21 protein-coding genes are annotated in these 18,263 nt (G+C 72.0%); 8 read left to right on the top strand and 13 right to left on the bottom strand.

Annotated features, from left to right (window positions below; all coding sequences use genetic code 11):
- The first annotated feature begins 195 nt into the window (after positions 1–195).
- A complete protein-coding gene (locus tag AC3CH1_RS34050; protein ID WP_488466397.1) occupies positions 196–612 on the top strand; it encodes an ATP-binding protein in 417 nt (138 codons plus the stop codon).
- A gap of 324 nt (positions 613–936) precedes the next feature.
- Here AC3CH1_RS34050 and AC3CH1_RS34045 read toward each other — a convergent pair whose 3' ends face one another.
- The 7 genes from AC3CH1_RS34045 to AC3CH1_RS34015 form a co-directional block, all read right to left on the bottom strand.
- Positions 937–1,326, bottom strand: a complete 390-nt coding sequence (locus tag AC3CH1_RS34045; RefSeq protein ID WP_488466396.1) for a YkvA family protein — start codon at positions 1,324–1,326, stop codon at positions 937–939.
- An 85-nt stretch (positions 1,327–1,411) separates the two neighbouring features.
- Entirely contained in the window at positions 1,412–1,678 is a 267-nt protein-coding gene (locus AC3CH1_RS34040; protein ID WP_488466806.1) for a WhiB family transcriptional regulator, read from the bottom strand.
- 96 nt (positions 1,679–1,774) lie between these two features.
- Positions 1,775–2,311, bottom strand: a complete 537-nt coding sequence (locus AC3CH1_RS34035; protein ID WP_488466395.1) for a pyridoxamine 5'-phosphate oxidase family protein — start codon at positions 2,309–2,311, stop codon at positions 1,775–1,777.
- Positions 2,312–2,380: 69 nt separating this feature from the next.
- Positions 2,381–2,839: an SRPBCC family protein gene (locus AC3CH1_RS34030; RefSeq protein WP_488466394.1), complete on the bottom strand. Its 459-nt coding sequence runs from the start codon at positions 2,837–2,839 to the stop codon at positions 2,381–2,383.
- Positions 2,839–3,189, bottom strand: coding sequence for an ArsR/SmtB family transcription factor (locus tag AC3CH1_RS34025; protein ID WP_488466393.1), 351 nt, complete (start codon positions 3,187–3,189; stop codon positions 2,839–2,841). Before AC3CH1_RS34025 ends, AC3CH1_RS34030 begins: the two co-directional genes overlap by 1 nt.
- A gap of 115 nt (positions 3,190–3,304) precedes the next feature.
- The gene (locus AC3CH1_RS34020; protein ID WP_488466392.1) at positions 3,305–4,408 is read right to left on the bottom strand and encodes a PP2C family protein-serine/threonine phosphatase; all 1,104 of its coding nucleotides are present in this window, start codon (positions 4,406–4,408) and stop codon (positions 3,305–3,307) included.
- Positions 4,409–4,465: 57 nt separating this feature from the next.
- Positions 4,466–5,299 (bottom strand): Scr1 family TA system antitoxin-like transcriptional regulator, encoded by an 834-nt coding sequence (locus AC3CH1_RS34015; protein WP_488466391.1) that lies wholly within the window; start codon positions 5,297–5,299, stop codon positions 4,466–4,468.
- A 178-nt stretch (positions 5,300–5,477) separates the two neighbouring features.
- On the opposite strand from AC3CH1_RS34015, the gene AC3CH1_RS34010 reads away from it, so the two are divergent.
- On the top strand, positions 5,478–5,888 hold the full coding sequence (locus AC3CH1_RS34010) for an ATP-binding protein (RefSeq protein ID WP_488466390.1): 411 nt from the start codon (positions 5,478–5,480) through the stop codon (positions 5,886–5,888).
- A 100-nt stretch (positions 5,889–5,988) separates the two neighbouring features.
- Here the strand turns inward: AC3CH1_RS34010 and AC3CH1_RS34005 are convergent, their stop codons facing one another.
- Positions 5,989–6,702: a ribonuclease H family protein gene (locus AC3CH1_RS34005; RefSeq protein WP_469222827.1), complete on the bottom strand. Its 714-nt coding sequence runs from the start codon at positions 6,700–6,702 to the stop codon at positions 5,989–5,991.
- 205 nt (positions 6,703–6,907) lie between these two features.
- Here AC3CH1_RS34005 and AC3CH1_RS34000 point away from each other — a divergent pair, with 205 nt between their 5' ends.
- The gene (locus AC3CH1_RS34000) at positions 6,908–8,806 is read left to right on the top strand and encodes an ABC transporter ATP-binding protein (protein WP_488466389.1); all 1,899 of its coding nucleotides are present in this window, start codon (positions 6,908–6,910) and stop codon (positions 8,804–8,806) included.
- A gap of 51 nt (positions 8,807–8,857) precedes the next feature.
- Here AC3CH1_RS34000 and AC3CH1_RS33995 read toward each other — a convergent pair whose 3' ends face one another.
- The gene (locus AC3CH1_RS33995) at positions 8,858–9,127 is read right to left on the bottom strand and encodes a hypothetical protein (protein ID WP_488466388.1); all 270 of its coding nucleotides are present in this window, start codon (positions 9,125–9,127) and stop codon (positions 8,858–8,860) included.
- A gap of 149 nt (positions 9,128–9,276) precedes the next feature.
- Here AC3CH1_RS33995 and AC3CH1_RS33990 point away from each other — a divergent pair, with 149 nt between their 5' ends.
- The 3 genes from AC3CH1_RS33990 (at position 9,277) to AC3CH1_RS33980 (ending at position 12,429) form a co-directional block, all read left to right on the top strand.
- Positions 9,277–9,972, top strand: coding sequence for a class I SAM-dependent methyltransferase (locus tag AC3CH1_RS33990; RefSeq protein WP_488466387.1), 696 nt, complete (start codon positions 9,277–9,279; stop codon positions 9,970–9,972).
- Between the two features lie 315 nt (positions 9,973–10,287).
- Entirely contained in the window at positions 10,288–10,884 is a 597-nt protein-coding gene (locus tag AC3CH1_RS33985; RefSeq protein ID WP_488466386.1) for a carbonic anhydrase, read from the top strand.
- A gap of 75 nt (positions 10,885–10,959) precedes the next feature.
- Positions 10,960–12,429, top strand: a complete 1,470-nt coding sequence (locus tag AC3CH1_RS33980) for a SulP family inorganic anion transporter (protein ID WP_488466385.1) — start codon at positions 10,960–10,962, stop codon at positions 12,427–12,429.
- 86 nt (positions 12,430–12,515) lie between these two features.
- Here AC3CH1_RS33980 and AC3CH1_RS33975 read toward each other — a convergent pair whose 3' ends face one another.
- Positions 12,516–12,953: a DUF2267 domain-containing protein gene (locus AC3CH1_RS33975; RefSeq protein WP_488466384.1), complete on the bottom strand. Its 438-nt coding sequence runs from the start codon at positions 12,951–12,953 to the stop codon at positions 12,516–12,518.
- A gap of 172 nt (positions 12,954–13,125) precedes the next feature.
- On the opposite strand from AC3CH1_RS33975, the gene AC3CH1_RS33970 reads away from it, so the two are divergent.
- Positions 13,126–13,437: a hypothetical protein gene (locus tag AC3CH1_RS33970; protein WP_488466383.1), complete on the top strand. Its 312-nt coding sequence runs from the start codon at positions 13,126–13,128 to the stop codon at positions 13,435–13,437.
- A gap of 118 nt (positions 13,438–13,555) precedes the next feature.
- Here AC3CH1_RS33970 and AC3CH1_RS33965 read toward each other — a convergent pair whose 3' ends face one another.
- The 3 genes from AC3CH1_RS33965 to AC3CH1_RS33955 all read right to left on the bottom strand — a co-directional run bounded on the left by AC3CH1_RS33965 (position 13,556) and on the right by AC3CH1_RS33955 (position 16,054).
- On the bottom strand, positions 13,556–14,341 hold the full coding sequence (locus AC3CH1_RS33965; protein ID WP_488466382.1) for an SAM-dependent methyltransferase: 786 nt from the start codon (positions 14,339–14,341) through the stop codon (positions 13,556–13,558).
- 288 nt (positions 14,342–14,629) lie between these two features.
- Positions 14,630–15,592: a 5'-nucleotidase gene (locus AC3CH1_RS33960; RefSeq protein WP_488466381.1), complete on the bottom strand. Its 963-nt coding sequence runs from the start codon at positions 15,590–15,592 to the stop codon at positions 14,630–14,632.
- An 81-nt stretch (positions 15,593–15,673) separates the two neighbouring features.
- Complete coding sequence (locus AC3CH1_RS33955; protein ID WP_488466380.1) at positions 15,674–16,054, bottom strand: hypothetical protein; 381 nt, start codon at positions 16,052–16,054, stop codon at positions 15,674–15,676.
- A gap of 146 nt (positions 16,055–16,200) precedes the next feature.
- Here AC3CH1_RS33955 and AC3CH1_RS33950 point away from each other — a divergent pair, with 146 nt between their 5' ends.
- A complete protein-coding gene (locus AC3CH1_RS33950) occupies positions 16,201–18,261 on the top strand; it encodes a neutral/alkaline ceramidase (protein ID WP_488466379.1) in 2,061 nt (686 codons plus the stop codon).
- Positions 18,262–18,263: the final 2 nt, after the last annotated feature.

The following is an 18,263-nucleotide window of genomic DNA, read 5'->3' as shown; positions in this document are numbered from 1 at the left end:
AGCCGGGCTCACGTGCTCGTACAGGACGTACGCGGGCGGGCGCCCGGAGCTGCCCCACCTGACGACGACGGAATGCCGGGGGGGGATCAGGAGCGGTACGTGCGCCGTGACGCTTGCCGGCAGCCGACTTCCATGAAATGCCGATTCGGGGGTACCCGGAATCCACCAGAAAGCACACGTGACGGGGTGGAAACCATGAACGACCGGATTCTGATGACGCTTTCACCGGACGGCGCGACCCGAACCGACTTCGTCTGCCGACCGGAGAAGGCCGCCGACGCGCGGGACGCGGTCAGCGCCTTCGTCGCACGGCTGCACCCGGCGCCGACCTCGCACACGGTCCAGAACCTTCTGATCCTCGTGTCGGAGCTGGTCACCAACGCCGTCCGGCACGCGGGGGCCGTCACCGCGCTGTGGCTGACCGCGGACCGCCGGGGTGTCCACGTCCGCGTCAGTGACCCCAGCCCGGCGTACCCGCAGGACCGGACGCCCGATCTGACCGGCCTGACCGGCGGATTCGGCTGGCCGATGGTCCAGCGGCTGGCCCAGGATGTACAGGTCCGCGACGCGGCGAACGGCGGGAAGGTCATCCTCGCCACCGTCCCGCGCTGAGCCCCTTGCCCCCGGTGACCCGGGTGCCCCGGAGGCGGCACCGGACAGCGGACGCTGCCGCACCGGCCGACGGTCGCTGACCCGGGGCGGCATCGGGCCGACGGGCGCCGGTCGTGACGTGTCAGCAGGATTCAGGCAGTCGTGAACGTGTCAGCAGGATTCAGGCAGGGGAGAGCGGCCTGCGACGCCGTCCGCGTGATGGGTCGAAGGCGGCCGGCGAGGTGTTCCTCCAGGCGCGGCCCCGCGGCCGCCGGCCGCACGGACCGGGCTTCTTCGAGCCGCAGGGCCCGGCACCGGGGACGGCCTCGCAGAGTGCTCCCCCGTTCAGCCGAGGAGGCCGGGGTCCGCGGGGCGTGGGTCGGCTTCGCCGGCTCGGCCTCGGCCCGCGGCGTCGCGACGGCTCTCCGACGGAGCGCTCTTCCCCCGCGTACCCGTGCGCACTCCGGCGGCGGCCGCCGCCGCCGAGTGGAGGGAACGGAGGGCGACCAGTAGGAAGCCGATGTCGTCCAGGTAGACGGGGTCGGGCAGCAGGTCGACCGGTGACACGGTGTAGATGACGGCCGCCCAGACGAGCGCCTTGCTACGCAGCGGGATCCCGGCGTCGACCAGCAGCTTCCTGGCCTTGAAGACGCGCACCAGGAGCACGGCGGCCGAGGCCAGCATGATCAGCACGGCCACGGCGCCGAGAACGAGCCAAACGGTGGTGGTGTCCATGGGGCATCGTGTACCCATTCCTCCCCGTACGACGAACCTGTGGCGGTGGTGTCACCGTTCGGGCCGGGGAGTACGGCGGTACGGGTCAGGCCGTGCCGCGTTCCCGGGCCTCCGCCCGCCTGCGGCTGCGGCGCTTCAGGGAGCGCCGCTCGTTCTCGGAGAGGCCGCCCCAGATGCCGGAGTCCTGCTTGTGCTCCAGGGCCCATTCCAGGCAGGCGGCCTGTACCGGACAGGTCCGGCAGATGGCCTTGGCCTCCTCGGTCTGGACGACGGCGGGGCCCGTGCTCCCGATGGGGAAGAACAGGTCCGGGTCCTCCTCACGACAGGCGGCGTGCAGGCGCCAGTTCTCGATGCTGCTCAACTCCGCTCACTCCCGATGTCGATACGTCGTACGACGCTCGCCGTACGTGTCTTCCGTGCGGGTGACCGGCGATCGCGGCCTCAAACCTCACCGTCGTCCGGAAGGACGGCGGGGGAAGCGGTAGCGGGTCTGGCTGTACGCCTTGCCCTTCCCGAAGGCGAACCCGGTCTCCGGGTCGAGGCGGTACAGCTGGACCGTGCCCGAGCGGATGCTGTCACCGAGGCCGTGCCAGGTGCCTTCCGGGCTGGTCAGCAGGGGACCGTACTTGCCCTCGTACGCGTCGGCGGTGGTGCCGCGTTCCGCCGGGTCGCGCACCAACTCGGCGCGGCCTTCCATGGTGATGTCGAGACCGTCCAGGACGTTCGCGCCGGTTGTCATGACGCAGTGCTGGTTGCCGTGGAGATTACGGGCCTTGCGCTCCTGGTCGCCGGTGGCGAAGTACAGGGCGCCGCCGGTCCAGACAGCCAGCAACGGTGTCACGTGGGGCCGGCCGTCGGGGCGGACGGTGGACAGCCAGAACAGTCGCGCCCGCTGGAGCTCACGCAGTGCGGTCGGCCAAGGGGTCGCGTCGGCGCCGGGATCGCCGAAGGGGCCGAGCTCGGCGATCGGGTCACGGTCGGACATGGGAGCTCCTCGACGGGTCGGGCAGGAATGCGGTCGGCCACGTTCTCGTCGACGGGAGGCGCCGCGGGCTCACTCGTGCCCTCCCGCACGCAGCTCGACGCCCAACGCGTCGAGCCAGTCGCCGGTGCCGTGCTTCCGCCAGGAGGGCTCCTCCCGGCCGTCGAGGAAGGTGCCCTGCTCGGTGAGGACCAACCGGGTGCCCCCATCGGCCGGGTCGAACGCCACGGTCGTCAGCGACGCCGCCGCGAGATCGTCTCCCACGTGCAGCACGGAGGTGTAGACGATGCGCTCGTTCGGGACGATGTCGCGGTACAAGGACTCGAACGTCAGCGACGGGCCGCTGCCCGGGCGGCTGCGGTTGGCCTCCCGGCCCCCGACCCGGAAGTCCAGTTCGTGGTCGGCGTCGGGCGTGGAGAACCAGCGGGCCTTCGTCCTCGGGTCGGCCCATGCGGCGAACACCCGGACCGCCGTGGCGGGGTAGAGGCGTTCGAGGGTGAACGTGGCGTGCGTGACAGAACGGTCGATCATCACAGATTCCCTCGCTCCGGTGTGCCGGGATCATCGAGCAGGTGGTCGCCGAGCCGGTCCAGGCGCCGTTCCCAGGGGGTGCGCTGCTCGGCGAGCCAGCCCTCGGCCGTCCGCAGCACGTCCGGCTCGATGCGGCAGGTACGGACCCGGCCGATCTTCTCGGAGCTGACCAGCCCGCAGGCTTCCAGCACCTGGATGTGCTGCATGGCCGCCGGCAGTGACATCTCCAGCGGCCTGGCCAGTTCGCTGACCGATACCGGTCCGCGGATCAGGCGCTCCACCATCGCCCGGCGCGTTCCGTCCGCCAGCGCCTGGAACACCCGGTCGAGCGATCCTCCATAGTTAGGCATGTCCTTAACTATGGATCGATACACCTTTCATGGTCAAGCACTTCCTTGACCAATGTCCTGATCACGGCGGTCCCAGGTGCGCCCAGATGCAGCCCTCAGCGACGCACTGCGGCCGTTACGTGCGGGGGCGGACCCGAGGTCGGTGCAGGGCGAGGAGCGCCTGATCGTCCTGGATCCGGCCGCCGGTGTGCTGCCCCACGTCCTCGATCAGCAGGTGGAGGATCTGCGCCGGGGTCGCCGGGTCGCCGGTCAGCGCGCGGTGGCGGACGAGGGAGGGCAGCCGGACGGCCGCGTCGTAGAAGACCCCGGACTCGTCGCGGGCCTCGGTGACGCCGTCCGTGTAACAGATGAGGGTGGCGCCGGGCGGGAACGGGAAGGTGTCGACCGGGCAGGACCAGGTCCCCAGGGCGCTCATACCGAGCGGAGGCGCCTCCTCGGAGGGTCCGAGGACGGTGGCCCTGCCCTCGGCGTCCAGCAGCACCGGCGGGGGGTGCCCCCGGTTGACGACGCGTACGGCGTCGAGGTCCTCGGCGAACTCGGCGATCAGGGCGGTGGTGAATCCCTCGTCCTGCTCCTGGCCGCCGCGGCGGCCGCCCTCACGCAGGAGGGCCCGCTCCAGCGCCGCCACGAGGCCGGGCAGGTCCTCCGCCTCGTCCGCCGCGTACCGGAAGGCGCCCAGGTCGGCGCAGACCGCGCTGACCGCGCCCAGGCCCTTCCCGCGGACGTCCCCGACCATCACGCGCACCCCGTGCGGGGTGTCCTGGACGACGTAGAGGTCACCGCCGATCATGGCCTCGTTCTCGGCGGGCACGTACCGGGCGGCGATCCTGAGCTCGCCGAGGCGCGAGGGGGGCCTGGGCAGGACGGCGCTCTGGGCCACGGCGGCGATGTGGCGCGCGCGGCGGGTCCGGGCGTCCCGGCCCTCCAGGGCGCGGTTGATGAGGACGGCCAGCACGGTTACGGCCAGAAGGGTGAGCTGGTTGGCGACGCCCCGCTGCCAGCCGAAGGTGCCGTCGTACCAGGCGAGGCCCGCGTGGACCGCCATCGAGAGGGCGCCGATCGCGATGATGCCGCGCAGGGTCAGCAGCGGTGCCGCGGCGACGGGCGCCGCCATCAGCAGGGGCGCGGAGGTGACGTCCGTCGGGGTCACCAGGTCCAGCACGACGGCCAGCACGACGACCCCCGACGGGATCCACTTGGCCCTGCGCGGCTGCACCACTCCCCCACGCTGTACGGTGCCGGAGCCCGCCGCATCCCGGCCGTGCCGGGCCCGGGGTCACTCCGGCAGCGGGGTCCCGGGGCCGGGTGCGGCGGCGCACGCGGCGTCGAGCCGGATGCGGTGGGCCATCACGGCTTCGGGATCGTCGATGACGTCGACCCGGACGCCCGGGGTCTCCAGCACCGCCTGGTCCCCGATCTCGGGAGCGGGCACCCGGAGAATGTGCAGGGGCGGTACGCCGGTCAGGGGGTGCGGCGGGTGGTCCATGGGCACTACCTGGACGGTGACGTGCTGTTCCTCCATCGCCTCGGCCAGCGCGGCCCGCTGCCCGTCCATGGTCCCCCGGTCGCCGACCCGCGTATGGAGGGCCACTGCCGGGAACAGGGCCCACAGGGCGGCCCCGCGCTCGCTCATGCGGCGGCGGCGCTCCCGCAGCAGCTCGACTCGGCGCTCCCGGCGGCCGGGGGTGTCGTCGGGGTACTGCGTACGGTAGAGCGCGGCGGCGTACGCGGGGGTGCGCAGCAGTTCGGGCACCAGTGCCGGGTGCCAGGTCCGTACGAGGCTGGCCGAGGACTCCACTCCGATGACGTCCTGCTGCCAGCCGTCCATCGCGTCCCGCCATCGGTGCCACCAGCCGGGCAGGTTCGCGGCTCCGAGCCCGGCCATGATGGGCTCGGCCACGGCGGGCGGAACGCCGTAACAGCTGAGCAGTTCGCCGACCTGCCGGGCATCGAGTCCGGTCTCGGCGCGTTCGATGCGCCGCACGGTGGCGGGGTGGGCGTCCAGCGCGTCGGCCGCGGCCCGAAGGCTGATTCCCGCGCGTTCCCGCAGCATACGGAGGCGGACCGCGAGAACCCGGTGCTCCACGGTGGGACCTGAACGGGCTCGCATGCGCGGAACCTCCCTCGTCGAGCCCCGGGGCGGAGCACTGCACACTCTGTCACTTGCAAAGTATGCGTTTTGCGTCGAGAGTGCATACATGTCGGAAATAGTCAGTTGCGCGGAGCGTGCTCCCGATGACGGAGGTGCCGGAGGTGACCGAGGTGCGCACAGCTGGTGGGTTCCCCGATTGCCCGGGGGTGTTCCGGAGGCCCGGCACCGGGTCCAGGAGGCCATGCGGGCCTGGGGCGAACCGGCCGAACGGATCGAGGCGGCGGCCCTGATAGTGACCGAGCTGGTCACCAACGCCGTGCAGCACACCAGCACCCGGCGGATCCGCTGCCGGCTCCTGCGCTCCGCGGACGGCGTGCGCATCTGCGTGTGGAACCGCGGCCGGGCCCGGATCCCGGCACCGGCTTCCCCGGGCGACTCGGCGGGCCTTCCGGTCACCGGGTCTCCGGCGACGGGCGGCCACGCGGACGACGACATGCTCGATCACCTGGCCGAGGACGGCAGGGGCCTCCTGCTCGTCGACGCGCTGGCGGCCCGCTGGGGCACCCGCGCCGCACTGGCGGGCCGCCTCGTCTGGGCCGACGTCTGAGCCTCCCAGCCTCTCCACAGCGCAGCCGCGACATCTCCACGACGTCTGTGCGAGCGACCGGACCGTCCTCCGGGCTTCCCCGCCCGATGCCCTCGCGTGATCAGGCGGGAGCGGTGCGGCACTCCGGGTGTCCCCAGCCGTTCGGGTTCTTCGCGATCGGCTCCTTGGCCGCGTACGGCTTTCCGCAGTGGCACCGGCCCGCGAAGCGCGCCGCGATCGTGCCGGTGGACCGCCCGCCCCGGGACGCGCCCGCCGCACTCCGCCCCTTCGCGCCGCCCGACGCCCCGGACGCCTCCGATCGCCCCTTCGTGGACCGCGCGGGCGCGGGCACCGGCAGAGCCGTGGCACCGTGCGCCGTACCGGCCGGACTCTGGGCCACCGCCGCCTCACTGGCGGCCTGGTCGGCGATCGCGTTGAGCGGGTCGCCGTTCACCTGGTGCGCGGGCACGTAGCGGAACGTCACCGAGCGGTCGGCGAGCAGCGCGTCGATGCGGGTGACCAGCTCACGATTGGCGACGGGCTTGCCACCGGAGGTCTTCCAGCCGTTGCGCTTCCACCCCGGGAGCCACTTCGTCACGGCGTTCATGGCGTACTGCGAGTCCATCCGCACCTCGACGCGCGCCGCCGGGCCGGTGGACTCCAGCAGCTCCGCCAGCGCCGTGAGCTCGGCGACGTTGTTCGTCGCGGTGCCGAGCGGACCGGCCTCCCAGCGCACGGGGTTCCCCTGCGCGTCGGCGACGACCCACGCCCAGGCGGCCGGACCCGGATTTCCCTTCGACGCCCCGTCACACGCGGCGATCACGCACTCGTTCATCCCCTGATCATGCCAGCCCGGCATGACCGTTCCGACCGTCCGCGCGATCGCCGCGGCCGGGGCGTGCCCGACACTCCCGCTGCGCCGCACTTGACCTCAACCAAACCTGAGGTCCTAGCGTTCCGAGTGAACCCGGGGCCGCACGGCCCGCGGGATCCGCAGGCCGTCGGGGGAGACCGAGGGCCGTCAGACTTCGGAGCGCCCCATGGACATGGAAGTCACCGCGTGGCATTCGCTGCACAGTGCGATGAACGCCCAGCAGGACCGCCGGCCCTTCTCCCGGACTGCGTTGCGCCGCATCATGGTCTTCGCCCGGCCCCATCGGCGGCGGATCTACCGCTTCCTGGTGCTGAGCGTCCTGACGGCGCTGCTCGCGGTGGCCACTCCGCTGCTGGCCGGGAAAGTCGTCGACGCGATCGTGAACGGTGCGGAGACCGGGACCGTCACCCGGCTCGCCCTGCTCATCGCGCTCATCGCCGTCGTCGAGGCCGGTCTCGGCCTGCTCACCCGCTGGCTGTCGTCGACCCTGGGCGAGAGCCTGATCCTGGACCTGCGCACCGCCGTCTTCGACCATGTGCAGAGGATGCCGGTCGCCTTCTTCACCCGGACCCGGACCGGCGCCCTGGTCAGCCGGCTCAACAACGACGTGATCGGCGCGCAGCGGGCGTTCAGCAACACGCTCTCCGGCGTCGTCTCCAACGTCGTCACCCTGATGCTGACGCTCGCCGTGATGCTCACGATCTCCTGGCAGATCACGCTGCTCTCGCTGGTGCTGCTCCCGGTGTTCGTCGTGCCGGCCCGCCGGATGGGGGCCCGGATGGCGGGACTCCAGCGGGAGGCCGCCGACCACAACGCCGCGATGGGCACCCAGATGACCGAGCGCTTCTCCGCCCCCGGCGCGACGCTGGTCAAGCTCTTCGGACGCCCTTCCGACGAGTCGGCCGAGTTCGCCGCCCGCGCCGACCGGGTGCGTGACATCGGCGTCCGTACGGCGATGGCCCAGTCGGCGTTCATCACCGCTCTCACCCTGGTCTCCGCCCTGGCCCTGGCCCTGGTCTACGGGCTCGGCGGCTACTACGCCCTGCGCGGCAGCCTGGAGCCGGGTGCCGTCGTGGCGCTGGCGCTGCTGCTGACCCGGCTGTACGCGCCGCTCACCGCGCTGGCCGGGGCCCGGGTCGAGGTGATGAGCGCGCTCGTCAGCTTCGAGCGGGTCTTCGAGATCCTGGACCTGAAGCCGCTGATCGAAGAGAAGCCGGACGCCCGCCGGGTGCCGGAGGGCCCGGTCTCCGTGGAGTTCGACAAGGTGTCCTTCGGCTACCCCTCCGCCGACAAGGTCTCCCTCGCCTCGCTGGAGGAGGTCGCCACGCTCGACGACCGGGGCGGCACCACGGTCCTGCACGACGTCTCCTTCCGCGCCGAACCCAGCCAGATGATCGCACTGGTGGGCTCCTCCGGAGCGGGCAAGTCGACGATCGCGCAGCTGCTGCCCCGGCTGTACGACACGGACACCGGTTCCGTGCGGCTGAACGGTGTCGACGTACGCGATCTGAGCGCGGACTCGATCCGGGACACGCTCGGCATGGTCACCCAGGACGGGCACCTCTTCCACGAGTCGGTGCGGGCCAATCTGCTGATCGCCCGGCCCGACGCCTCCGAGGACGACGTCTGGGACGCCCTGCGCCGCTCCCGGCTCGACGGTCTGATCGCCTCGCTGCCGGACGGGCTCGACACGGTGGTGGGCGAGCGCGGCTACCGGCTCTCCGGCGGGGAGCGCCAGCGCCTGACCATCGCCCGGCTGCTGCTGGCCCGTCAGCGGGTCGTGATCCTCGACGAGGCGACCGCGCACCTCGACTCCACCTCCGAGGCCGCCGTCCAGGAGGCGCTGGCCGAAGCGCTGGCCGGCCGGACCGCCCTGGTGATCGCCCACCGGCTCTCGACCGTACGGGCCGCCGACCGGATCCTGGTGGTGGAGGCGGGCCGGGTCGTCGAGAACGGCACGCACACCGAGCTGCTGGAGGCCGGCGGGCGGTACGCGGAGCTGTACCGCACCCAGTTCGAGCGCCCGGCGTCGGAGGGGAAGAGGCCGGTCCAGCCGGTCCGCTGAGCCTGCGCCCGTCGCCACGCCGTCCGGCCGGAGCTCATCGGCCGGACGGCGTCAGCGCGTGCCGGTGCCGACGAAAGAGGCCCGGTCGGCGGTCCGCAGCCGCCGCAGCGCGTGGCCCCCGCACCGGCGCCACTCCTTCGGCGACACCCGCGGACGGTGGCCGCCACTGGTGACGAGCGCGTTCACCGACGTCATCGGGTCCGCCGCCATGGTCTTGGCCAGCAGGGCGCCGACCACCAGCGGGAGCAGCGTGACGGCCAGCGCGGAGCCGGCGGTGGTGACGTGCTGGATACGGGGGCGGCGCGGCGCTTCGGAGGTCATGCGCCCATCGAACAGCGACCCGGGAACCGGAACATCGGGGAACGTACTCAGGGGTGCGGACCGGCATACTCAGGCCCTCCCGGGGGGACGCTCACAGCGGCCGGGCACGCGGATCCCGGCCGGCCGCCGACCACGGAAGGATCGCCTCGATGGGTGAGCGCCAGGGACTCGGTGACAGCGGGGAACCCCGTGGCGGCCAGGGGCTTCCGGACGCGGACGTCGGCCCCGGACATCCGGCCGCCGCGGTCTTCGACGCGCTGGGCGCGGAGTACGAACGGGCCTTCGCCGCCTCGGCCGCCCACCGGGAGTCGCTGGAGCGGCTGCTGGCAGACCTGGCCCCGGGGAGCCGGGTGCTGGACGTGGGCAGCGGGACGGGCCGGCCCACGGCACGGACCCTGGCGGACGCGGGGCACCGGGTGCTGGGCGTCGATGTGTCGCCGGTGATGACCGCGCTCGCGGCCCGGCAGGTGCCGGAGGCGGAGTTCCGGTGTGCGGACGTCCGCGATCTCCCCCTCTCCGAGGGCGAGTTCGACGCGGTCTGCGTGTACTTCTCGCTGCTGCAGCTGGAGCGGGGAGACCAGCGCGAGCTGCTGGAGCGGCTCGCGCGGTCGCTGCGGCCCGGCGGACTGCTGGTCGCCGCGACGGTGCCGGTGGACGCCGCGGACGTCGACGCGGTCTTCATGGGGCAGCCGGTCCGGGTCTCCAGCTTCGGCACCGAGGAGTTCACCGCCCTGATCACGCGGGCGGGCATCACCGTGGAGTGGGAGCACAGCGCGCTCTTCACCCCGGACCATCCGGACGGCGCACCCGAGCCGCACCTCTTCCTGCACGGCCGGCGCACCTGACGGCGCCGCCTTCCCTCGCGGCACCCCCACCCATTGGCTATCACAAAGAACAAGCCGAATGAATGACATGGGTGGCGCATTTGTGTTCCTTCACGAGAAGGTAATGCGATAGCAAAGTTCTGGTCGTTATGCTCTGGTGCAGTCGTATCCGCAAGGAGCGATCGGAGTGGGCTTCACCGTGGCCGCCATCCGGCAAACCACAAGGTGAGGCACCCTCATCATTCCGAACATTCATCCGGTTACCAACAGAGCATTCGTCAATATGACCCGACCACACCGCTCCCCGGCACCGCCGGATGCAGGAGGCAGGCCACCATGCAGTCCCTCGTAGAACACGCCCGGACATTCACCGAGCACGTCGCCGCGAACGCAAAGCACTTCGAGCATCTCGCGGACGGCCAGACCCCCGAAGCACTCTTCGTCACGTGCTCGGACTCGCGTGTCGTCCCCTCACTGATCACCGGCGCCCGCCCGGGTCAGCTCTTCGAACTCCGCACCGCGGGCAACATCGTCCCCTCCTATCCGGCGCGGGACCGGCCCACGGGCGAGGCCGCGACCATCGAGTACGCCCTGCGCGCGCTCCAGGTGCGCGACATCATCGTGTGCGGGCACTCCCACTGCGGCGCCGTGGGCGCCGTGTTCCGCGGCGACGACCTCTCCGCCATGCCCGCCGTCCGCCACTGGCTGGAGCACTCCACGGACGGCAGGGACCCGGCGGCCGACCCCGACGACCTCCCTCTCGCGATCCAGGCCCACGCCCTCGCCCAGCTCAACACCCTGCGGGGCTATCCCGCGGTGCGCGAGCGGCTCGCCGAGGGCACCCTCGGCCTGCACGCCTGGTACTACGAAGTGCACACCGGCTCCGTCAGCGTGCACCGACCGGAGCGCGGGACCGAGTTCGCCCGCCTTTGACGGTTTTCCCTCCCCCCACGCTCGCGCGCTCGGCCCCCGGCCGGGCGCGACCGTACCCACAAGGGAAAACCCATCGTGATTTCCGCGAAGGAACTCAAGAACCCCCACGTCGTACGACGTGACCTGCTGGCGTCACTCGTCGTCTTCCTGGTCGCGCTGCCGCTGTGCGTCGGCGTCGCCGTCGCCTCCGGAGTGCCGGCCGAACTGGGGCTGGTCACCGGCATCGTCGGCGGGCTCGTCGTCGGCTTCCTGCCGGGCAGCAAGCTCCAGGTCAGCGGCCCGGCCGCGGGACTCACCGTGCTCGTCTACGAGGCGGTCAAGGAATTCGGCCTCAGCACGCTCGGCCCGATCGTGCTGGCCGCCGGACTGCTCCAGGTGGTGCTGGGCCTGGCCCGTTTCGGCCGCTGGTTCCGCGCCATCTCCGTCTCCGTGGTGCAGGGCATGCTCGGCGGCATCGGCCTGATCATCGTGCTGGGCCAGGTGTACGCCATGGCCGACACCGAACAGCCGGGCAGCGGTCTCGCCAAGCTGGCCGGACTCCCCGGTCTCGCCGTCGAGATCATCACGAACCAGGAGGCCCTCACGGCCTTCGGCCTCGGCGCCGGAACCGTCGCCGTGCTGCTGCTGTGGCCGAAGCTCCCGGCGACCGTACGCCTCGTCCCGGCACCCCTCGCCGCGGTCGCCCTGGCCACGGCCGTCGCCTACCTGGCCGGACTGCGGCCGGCGGTGGCCGATGTGAACGGGCTGCTGCAGGCCATCGATCCGCCCGGCGGGGCGGATTTCGCCCGGCTCGCCGATGTGGCGGTCATCGGCACCGTCCTGGCCTTCGCCCTCATCGCCTCGGCCGAGAGTCTGTTCAGCGCGGCGGCCGTCGACCGGATGCACGACGGCCCCCGCACCGACTACGACAAGGAGCTGGTGGCCCAGGGCGTCGGCAACACCATCTGCGGGGCGCTCGGCGCGCTGCCCATGACCGCGGTCATCGTCCGCAGCGCCACCAACGTCCAGGCCGGGGCGACCACCGCGCTCTCTCGGATCGCCCACGGCCTGTGGCTGCTGCTCTTCGCCGCGCTGCTGCCCGCCGCCGTCGGGATCATCCCGCTGGCCGCGCTGGCCGGGATCCTCGTCCACGCCGGATGCAAGCTCGTGCCCGCCAAGGAGTTCGGCCCGCTGTGGCGCGAACACCGTGGGGAGGCCGTGCTGCTGGCGATCACCGCGATCGCGATCGTCGTGACCAACCTGTTCGAGGGGGTCGTGCTCGGCCTGCTGCTGGCGGTGGTCAAGTCGGCCTGGGAGACCTCGCACGTCCAGCTCACCACCCGTCGGCTCACCGGCGGCCGGGTCGTGGTGACCCTCACCGGGAACGCCACCTTCCTGCGACTGCCCCGCATCCTGGAGCAGTTGGAGAAGCTCCCGCAGGACCAGCCCATAGAGCTGGACCTGACCGGTCTGCGCCACCTCGACCACGCCTGCCGGGTCGCCCTGGAGAACTGGGCGCGCCGGCACAACAACGCGGAGATCGAGCCGGTGACGATCCGCCGGTAGTCGCGGCCCCGGGGCGGCGGCCCCGGCGGCGGTGTCTGCCGACCCGCTTCGCGGCGGCCCGGACCGGGCCGCCGCGAAGCGTCTGGTCAGGCGGCCTGGGCGAGAAGTTCGGCGCGCCCGAAGAGGAGCGCGTAGCCGGGCGGCAGGCTGCTCACCACCCGGGCGACGAGAGCGTCGTCCATCAGAGCGGCGATCCTGCTCAGGACGACGCCGGCGTCCCACCGGGCGGTCGCCGGGGTACCACCGGTGCGCACGGCGAGATCGCGGACGAAGGCAGCGCCGGGAAGCTGTTTCACCGCGGGCACTTCGGAGGTGAACACCAGGGCGGCCTCCCTGGGCAGGGCGGCGGCGAGCGCGACACGCTCATCACCGGTGACCTGTCGGCCGAGCGCACCCAACACCGCGCGGAGGCTCTCCTCGGCGCGTTCGCGCGTCGGGTAGGCGCCCTCGTAACGGATCTTCTCCAGCAGCTGGTCGACCGTCGTGCCCGCCGGTGCGCCGGCGCTACGAGGCTCGTGGATCATCGTGTCGGCAGCCTTTCTCATCAGTACGGCTCGGATCGGGGCGCTGCCCGCTCCGACGGCTCGCCTCACGGCGGCACGGGAGGGCAGCGGGGTGGATCTAGATGATGCGTTCTGCTTGTGCCCACCGAAGAGCACGTCATGCCCGGGCGGCAGTTGGAGCAGAACGCGGCGGGTGAGTTCCTCGCCCGCCGCCTCCCTCCTCGCGGCGTCAGCCGCTCTGAAGAACATCGACGAGGCACTCCGCGGAGGCCGAGCCGGCCGGATCACCGCGCCGGTCGGCCTCACCGCGTCGGCCGACGCTTCACTGGACCTGCTCCGACAGGCGCTCGGTGCGGACGACGCCGCCGCGCTGGTCGCCCCGCTGGCCGCACTCGGACCGCACCTCGATCCGGATCACCGGCAGTTGGCGGACCGTCCGGGTTCACTCACCCGCCACACCAGCCGACTGCGCGAGGACACGGCCGTGAAGCGGCGGAGCGAGTGAACGAGACGCATACGGGCCCGGGAGACGCTTGCGGGGCCCGGGAGACGCAGGTGGGTCCGGGCGCCCCCTCCCGGACCCACAGCCTGGTCCGCCGCGCGGATCCCCGTCCGCCGTACGGCTACGGCTTGCGGGCGACGAGCCCCCACTGGTCGACCGGCACCGCGTCGTCCTCCTCGGGCCGCCAGCGGTCGATCGAGACGAATCCCGGCTCGACCAGCTCCAGGCCCTTGGCGCAGTCGGTGATCTCCTCGGGCTTCCGGACGAGGTAGGGCGGGTTGTCGCCCGACGCGTACGCCTCCTGGGCGGCCAGCGTCTGAGGCGTCGTCACCGTGTCGCAGAGCACCAGGTAGCTTCCCGCCGACATCCGGGCCAGGTACCGCTGGACGACCTCGATGCCCTCGGCCGGAACGAGATGCCCCAGGGTCGAGAGCAGGAGGACGGCGACGGGTTCGGACAGGTCGAGCGTCTTGGCCGCCTCGTCCACGACCGCGTCCGCGTCGGACAGATCGGCGTCCACGTAGGCCGTGCGGCCCTGCGGAGCACTGGTCAGGAGCGCCTCGGCGTGGGCCAGGACGATCGGGTCGTTGTCCACGTAGACGATCCGCGACTCGGGCGCGATGCTCTGCGCCACCTCGTGCGTGCTGTTCGCCACCGGAAGCCCGGTCCCGACGTCCAGGAACTGGCGCACCCCCGCCGAGGCGAGGTGGTGGATCGCCCGGATCTGGAAGGCGCGTGAGGCACGGGCGATGTCGACCATCTGCGGGTAGGCCGCGCTCACCACGTCGGCCAGCTCCCGGTCCACCGGGTAGTGGTCCTTACCGCCCAGCCACGCGTTCCAGACGCGCGCGGAGTGGGGAATGTCGGACCGGATCCGGCGGCGGAAATCGTCGTTGTCGACGCTCATGTCTCTCCTCTACTCACTGTCCGTACAAGGCCGTTGACCGAATTCCCGCTGGCCGGGGCCCTGGGGGTGACCGTACCCCGCGGCCCGGCGGCACGCAGCGGGGCGGGCCTCCTTGTTCGCGAGCCCGGCTCACCGGCCGCGGCACGGCGCACCCCGCCGACTCCCACCGCCCACCGGCAGTCACTCTGCGTATCAGGAAGGTGACCCTGTCCGGGCCGCGACTCCGTGGAACTGTCCACGCTGCCTCCGGACGGCGGCGCGAAGGCTACGACGCGTGGAGCCGGGAGGTCACGCTCGGCTGCTGAGCGCGCCGGTGGGCGCCACCGGCTCGTTGAGCTTGCCGAACGGCACATGGACGCTCGGGGTGGACCGCGAGGTGCTCTCCAGGTGGCCCTGCTGGTCGTCGAAGAAGATGTGCGGCTTGAGGATCTTCATGATCCGGCCCTTGTCGATGCCGCCGAGGAAGAACGCGTCGTTGACGGTCACGCCCCACCCCTTGAGGCTCTGCACCGCGCGCTCGTGCGCCGGTGCGTTGCGCGCCGTGACGATGGAGACGTGCAGGCGGAGCCGGTAGTCGGGGTTCTTCCGCCGCTCCTGCTCCTCCCGCTGCTGGATCCGGTTCACGTTCGCCAGGAAGTCCCTCAGCGGCCCGGCGTCGTGCGGAATCCCGGCGTTGGTGACCTCGTGGGCCCGGAACTTCTCCATCCCGCCCTCCTGGAACACCTGCTCCGACGCGTCCGTGGCCAGGACCCCGTCGAAGTCGAAGGAGATCCGCAGGTCGTGGTCGTCGACGTCGTCCTCGTAGGGGGCTCCCAGGACGTGCCCGGCGGGCAGCCCGGCGGCGACGGCCTCCCGGACGTCCTTCTCGTTCGCCGACAGGAACAGGGACATGTTGAGGGCCGGCATGAACCGGTGGGGGGAGCGCCCCTGCATGAAGATGGCCCTGCTGATGGGCAGGCCGTGGCTCTCTATGGAGCGCATGACCCGCAGGCCGGTGTCGGGGTCGTTCCGGGACAGGACGATGACCTCGACCAACGGGTCGTCCACCTCGCCCAGGTCGTTCAGCGAGAGCAGGCGCCGGATGAAGGGGAACGCGCTTCCCGGGCGGAGCTGGTCGCCGACGTGCTGTTCCTGGTAGGCGCGGTAGCTCTCCTCGCCCTGTTCCCGGAAGACGGCGTCCGACTCGGTCAGGTCGAAGAGCGCGCTGGACGCGATCCCGATGACCAGCCGATCGGCGAGTTCGTAGTACACGGCGCCCCCTCCGGTCGGCCCCTTGCCGACGCGCCCCCACTATCGCACCGCCGTCATCCTGTTCCCGCACGGTCCGAGAGGTCAGCTCAGCAGCAGGGCGCTGTCCCAGGACGTGGTCGGCGCGTTCCCGGTGGCGTACGCGTGCAGGGCGAAAGCGATGCCCGCGGCGCCCTCCACGAAGCCGGGGCGGTCGAGTTCGCGCGCCGCCGGCGTAGGGGAGTAGCGGTAGCCGAACGGGGCCTCGGGGTCGGAACCCGTCGAGCACCCGCGCTCCTGCCGTCCGTCCGCCGCCCGGTGGCGGGCCGGCAGACAACGGCCGAACCCGGCGGTGCCGCCGAGGACGTCGTAGCGGCTCCACGCTCCGGCCGGCTCCCCGGCGTCGGCCCGCCGCAGGTCGGCCCGTGCACGGGTGCGGGCCTGGTCGACGATGTGCCGGTCCGGTCCGGTCAACGAGCAGGGCACGGGCACAGCGCTTTACTGGCCGGTAGGCATCTATGCGACGCAGGTCACACTCCTCTACGGTCGGGGCACTGCCCCGGCCCCTCCCACCAGCGAGCCGCCGACCGGGCCCGGGCACCCCCGTATCCCGCCCCGCCCCAGGAGGTTCCATGCCGCCCCCCACCGCCCGCCGCTCCCGGCGCAGGCTCCCCGTCGTGGCACTCGCCGCCGCCCTCGGCACGGTCACCCTCGGCGCCCCCTCCCCCGCTTCGGCGTCGAGCACCGCAGACGGAGGGGACTACCTCGTCGGGCGAGGCATCTCCGACGTCACGGGCGAGGCCGCCGAGACCGGGATGATGGGCTACTCCAGCTTCGACCAGAAGACGTCGGGCATCCACCAGCGGCAGCGGTCCCGGGCCTTCGTCGTCGTCGACCGGTCGAGCGGCAAGCGCGTGGTGTACGTCAACGCCGACCTCGCGATGATCTTCCAGTCCGTCCAGCAGGGGGTCATCGCCCGTCTGAAGGAGCGTTACGGGGATCTGTACGACGAGGAGAACGTCCTCCTGTCGGCCACCCACACGCACTCGGGGCCCGGCGGCTACTCCCACCACGTCGCCTACAACCTCTCCGTCCTCGGCTTCCAGAAGGAGACCTACCGGGCGATCGTCGACGGCATGGCGGACTCCGTCGCCAAGGCCCACGAGGACCTGAAGCCCGGCACGATGAGCCTGGGCACGGGCACCCTCGCCAACGCCAGCGTCAACCGTTCCCGCGAGGCCTTCGACCGCAACCCGGCGGCCGACCGGGCGGCCTTCCCCGACGCGATCGACCCGGCGATGACCGTGCTGCGCTTCAAACAGGGCGACAGGGACGCGGGCGCGATCAGCTGGTTCGCCACCCACAACACCTCGATCACCAACAGGAACACGCTCATCAGCCCCGACAACAAGGGCTATGCCGCCTACGCCTGGGAGCACGACCACGAGGGCGTGCGCTACCTCGACGACGCCCCCGGGTTCGTCGCGGCCTTCCCCAACACCAACGCCGGCGACATGTCGCCGAACCTCCACCTGAAGCCGGGATCCGGGCCCACCGAGGACGAGTTCGAGAACACGCGCGTCATCGGCGAGCGCCAGCTCGACAAGGCCCGTGAGATCTACGACGACACACGGCCCGTCTCCGGAGGGGTCGACTCCCGACTCGCCTACGTCGACATGGAGAGCGTGACCGTACGCCCGGAGTACACCCCGGACGGCAAGGAGCACCGCACCTGCCCCGCCGTCGTGGGCGCGTCCACGCTCGCGGGCAGCGTCGAGGACGGTCCCGCGATCCCCGGCTTCGAGGAGGGCACGCGCAGCCCGGTCGCGGGCATCCTCGACGCGTTGCGCATCGACACCCCGTCCTGGCTCGCGACCTGCCAGTACCCCAAGGCGAGCCTGATCCCCACGGGGCTGCTGAGCAACGTCCACCCGGTCACCCCGAAGCGCCTCCCGCTCCAGATCATGAAGCTCGGCGAGCTGCACCTGGTGGCCGCCCCGGGCGAGTTCACGATCACCTCGGGCCTGCGCGTACGCCGTACGGTGGCCGAGCGGCTGGGCGTCCCGCTGGACCGCGTCCTGCTCCAGGGGTACGCCAACGCCTACAGCCAGTACGTGACGACGCCGGAGGAGTACGACACCCAGAACTACGAGGGCGGCTCCACGCTGTACGGCCGCTACACCCTGCCCGCCTACCAGCAGGAGTACGCCCGGATCGCGGACTCCCTGCGCGAGGGCACCCCCTTGGAGCGGGGCGCGACGCCTCCCGACGAGTCGGGCCGGCAGTTCACCTTCCAGACGGGGGTCGTGTACGACAACCCGCCCGTCGGCAAGGCGTTCGGCGGCGTCCTGAAGGCCCCGGAGAACGCGTACGCGCGCGGCTCCACCGCGACCGTCGAGTTCGCCACCGGGCACCCGAAGAACAACGTCCGCCGGGGCTCCACCTTCCTCGAGGTGCAGCGGCTGGAGAACGGCGCCTGGCAGCGGGTGCTGGACGACGGCGACTGGGAGACCACCTACCGCTGGACGCGGCTGAACGGTCTGACCGGCACCTCGAAGGCCACGATCACCTGGGGCATCGCGGCGGACACGGCACCCGGCACGTACCGGATCGTGCACCACGGGGACGCCAGGAGCCTGCTCGGGAAGATCACGCCGTTCACCGGGACGACGGCGTCCTTCACGGTGGACTAGGC

The organism is Streptomyces sp. MGP-P1 (assembly GCF_057766565.1).
The sequence above is the reverse complement of the archived record's forward strand: the minus strand, read 5'-3'. Positions and strand labels throughout refer to the sequence as shown.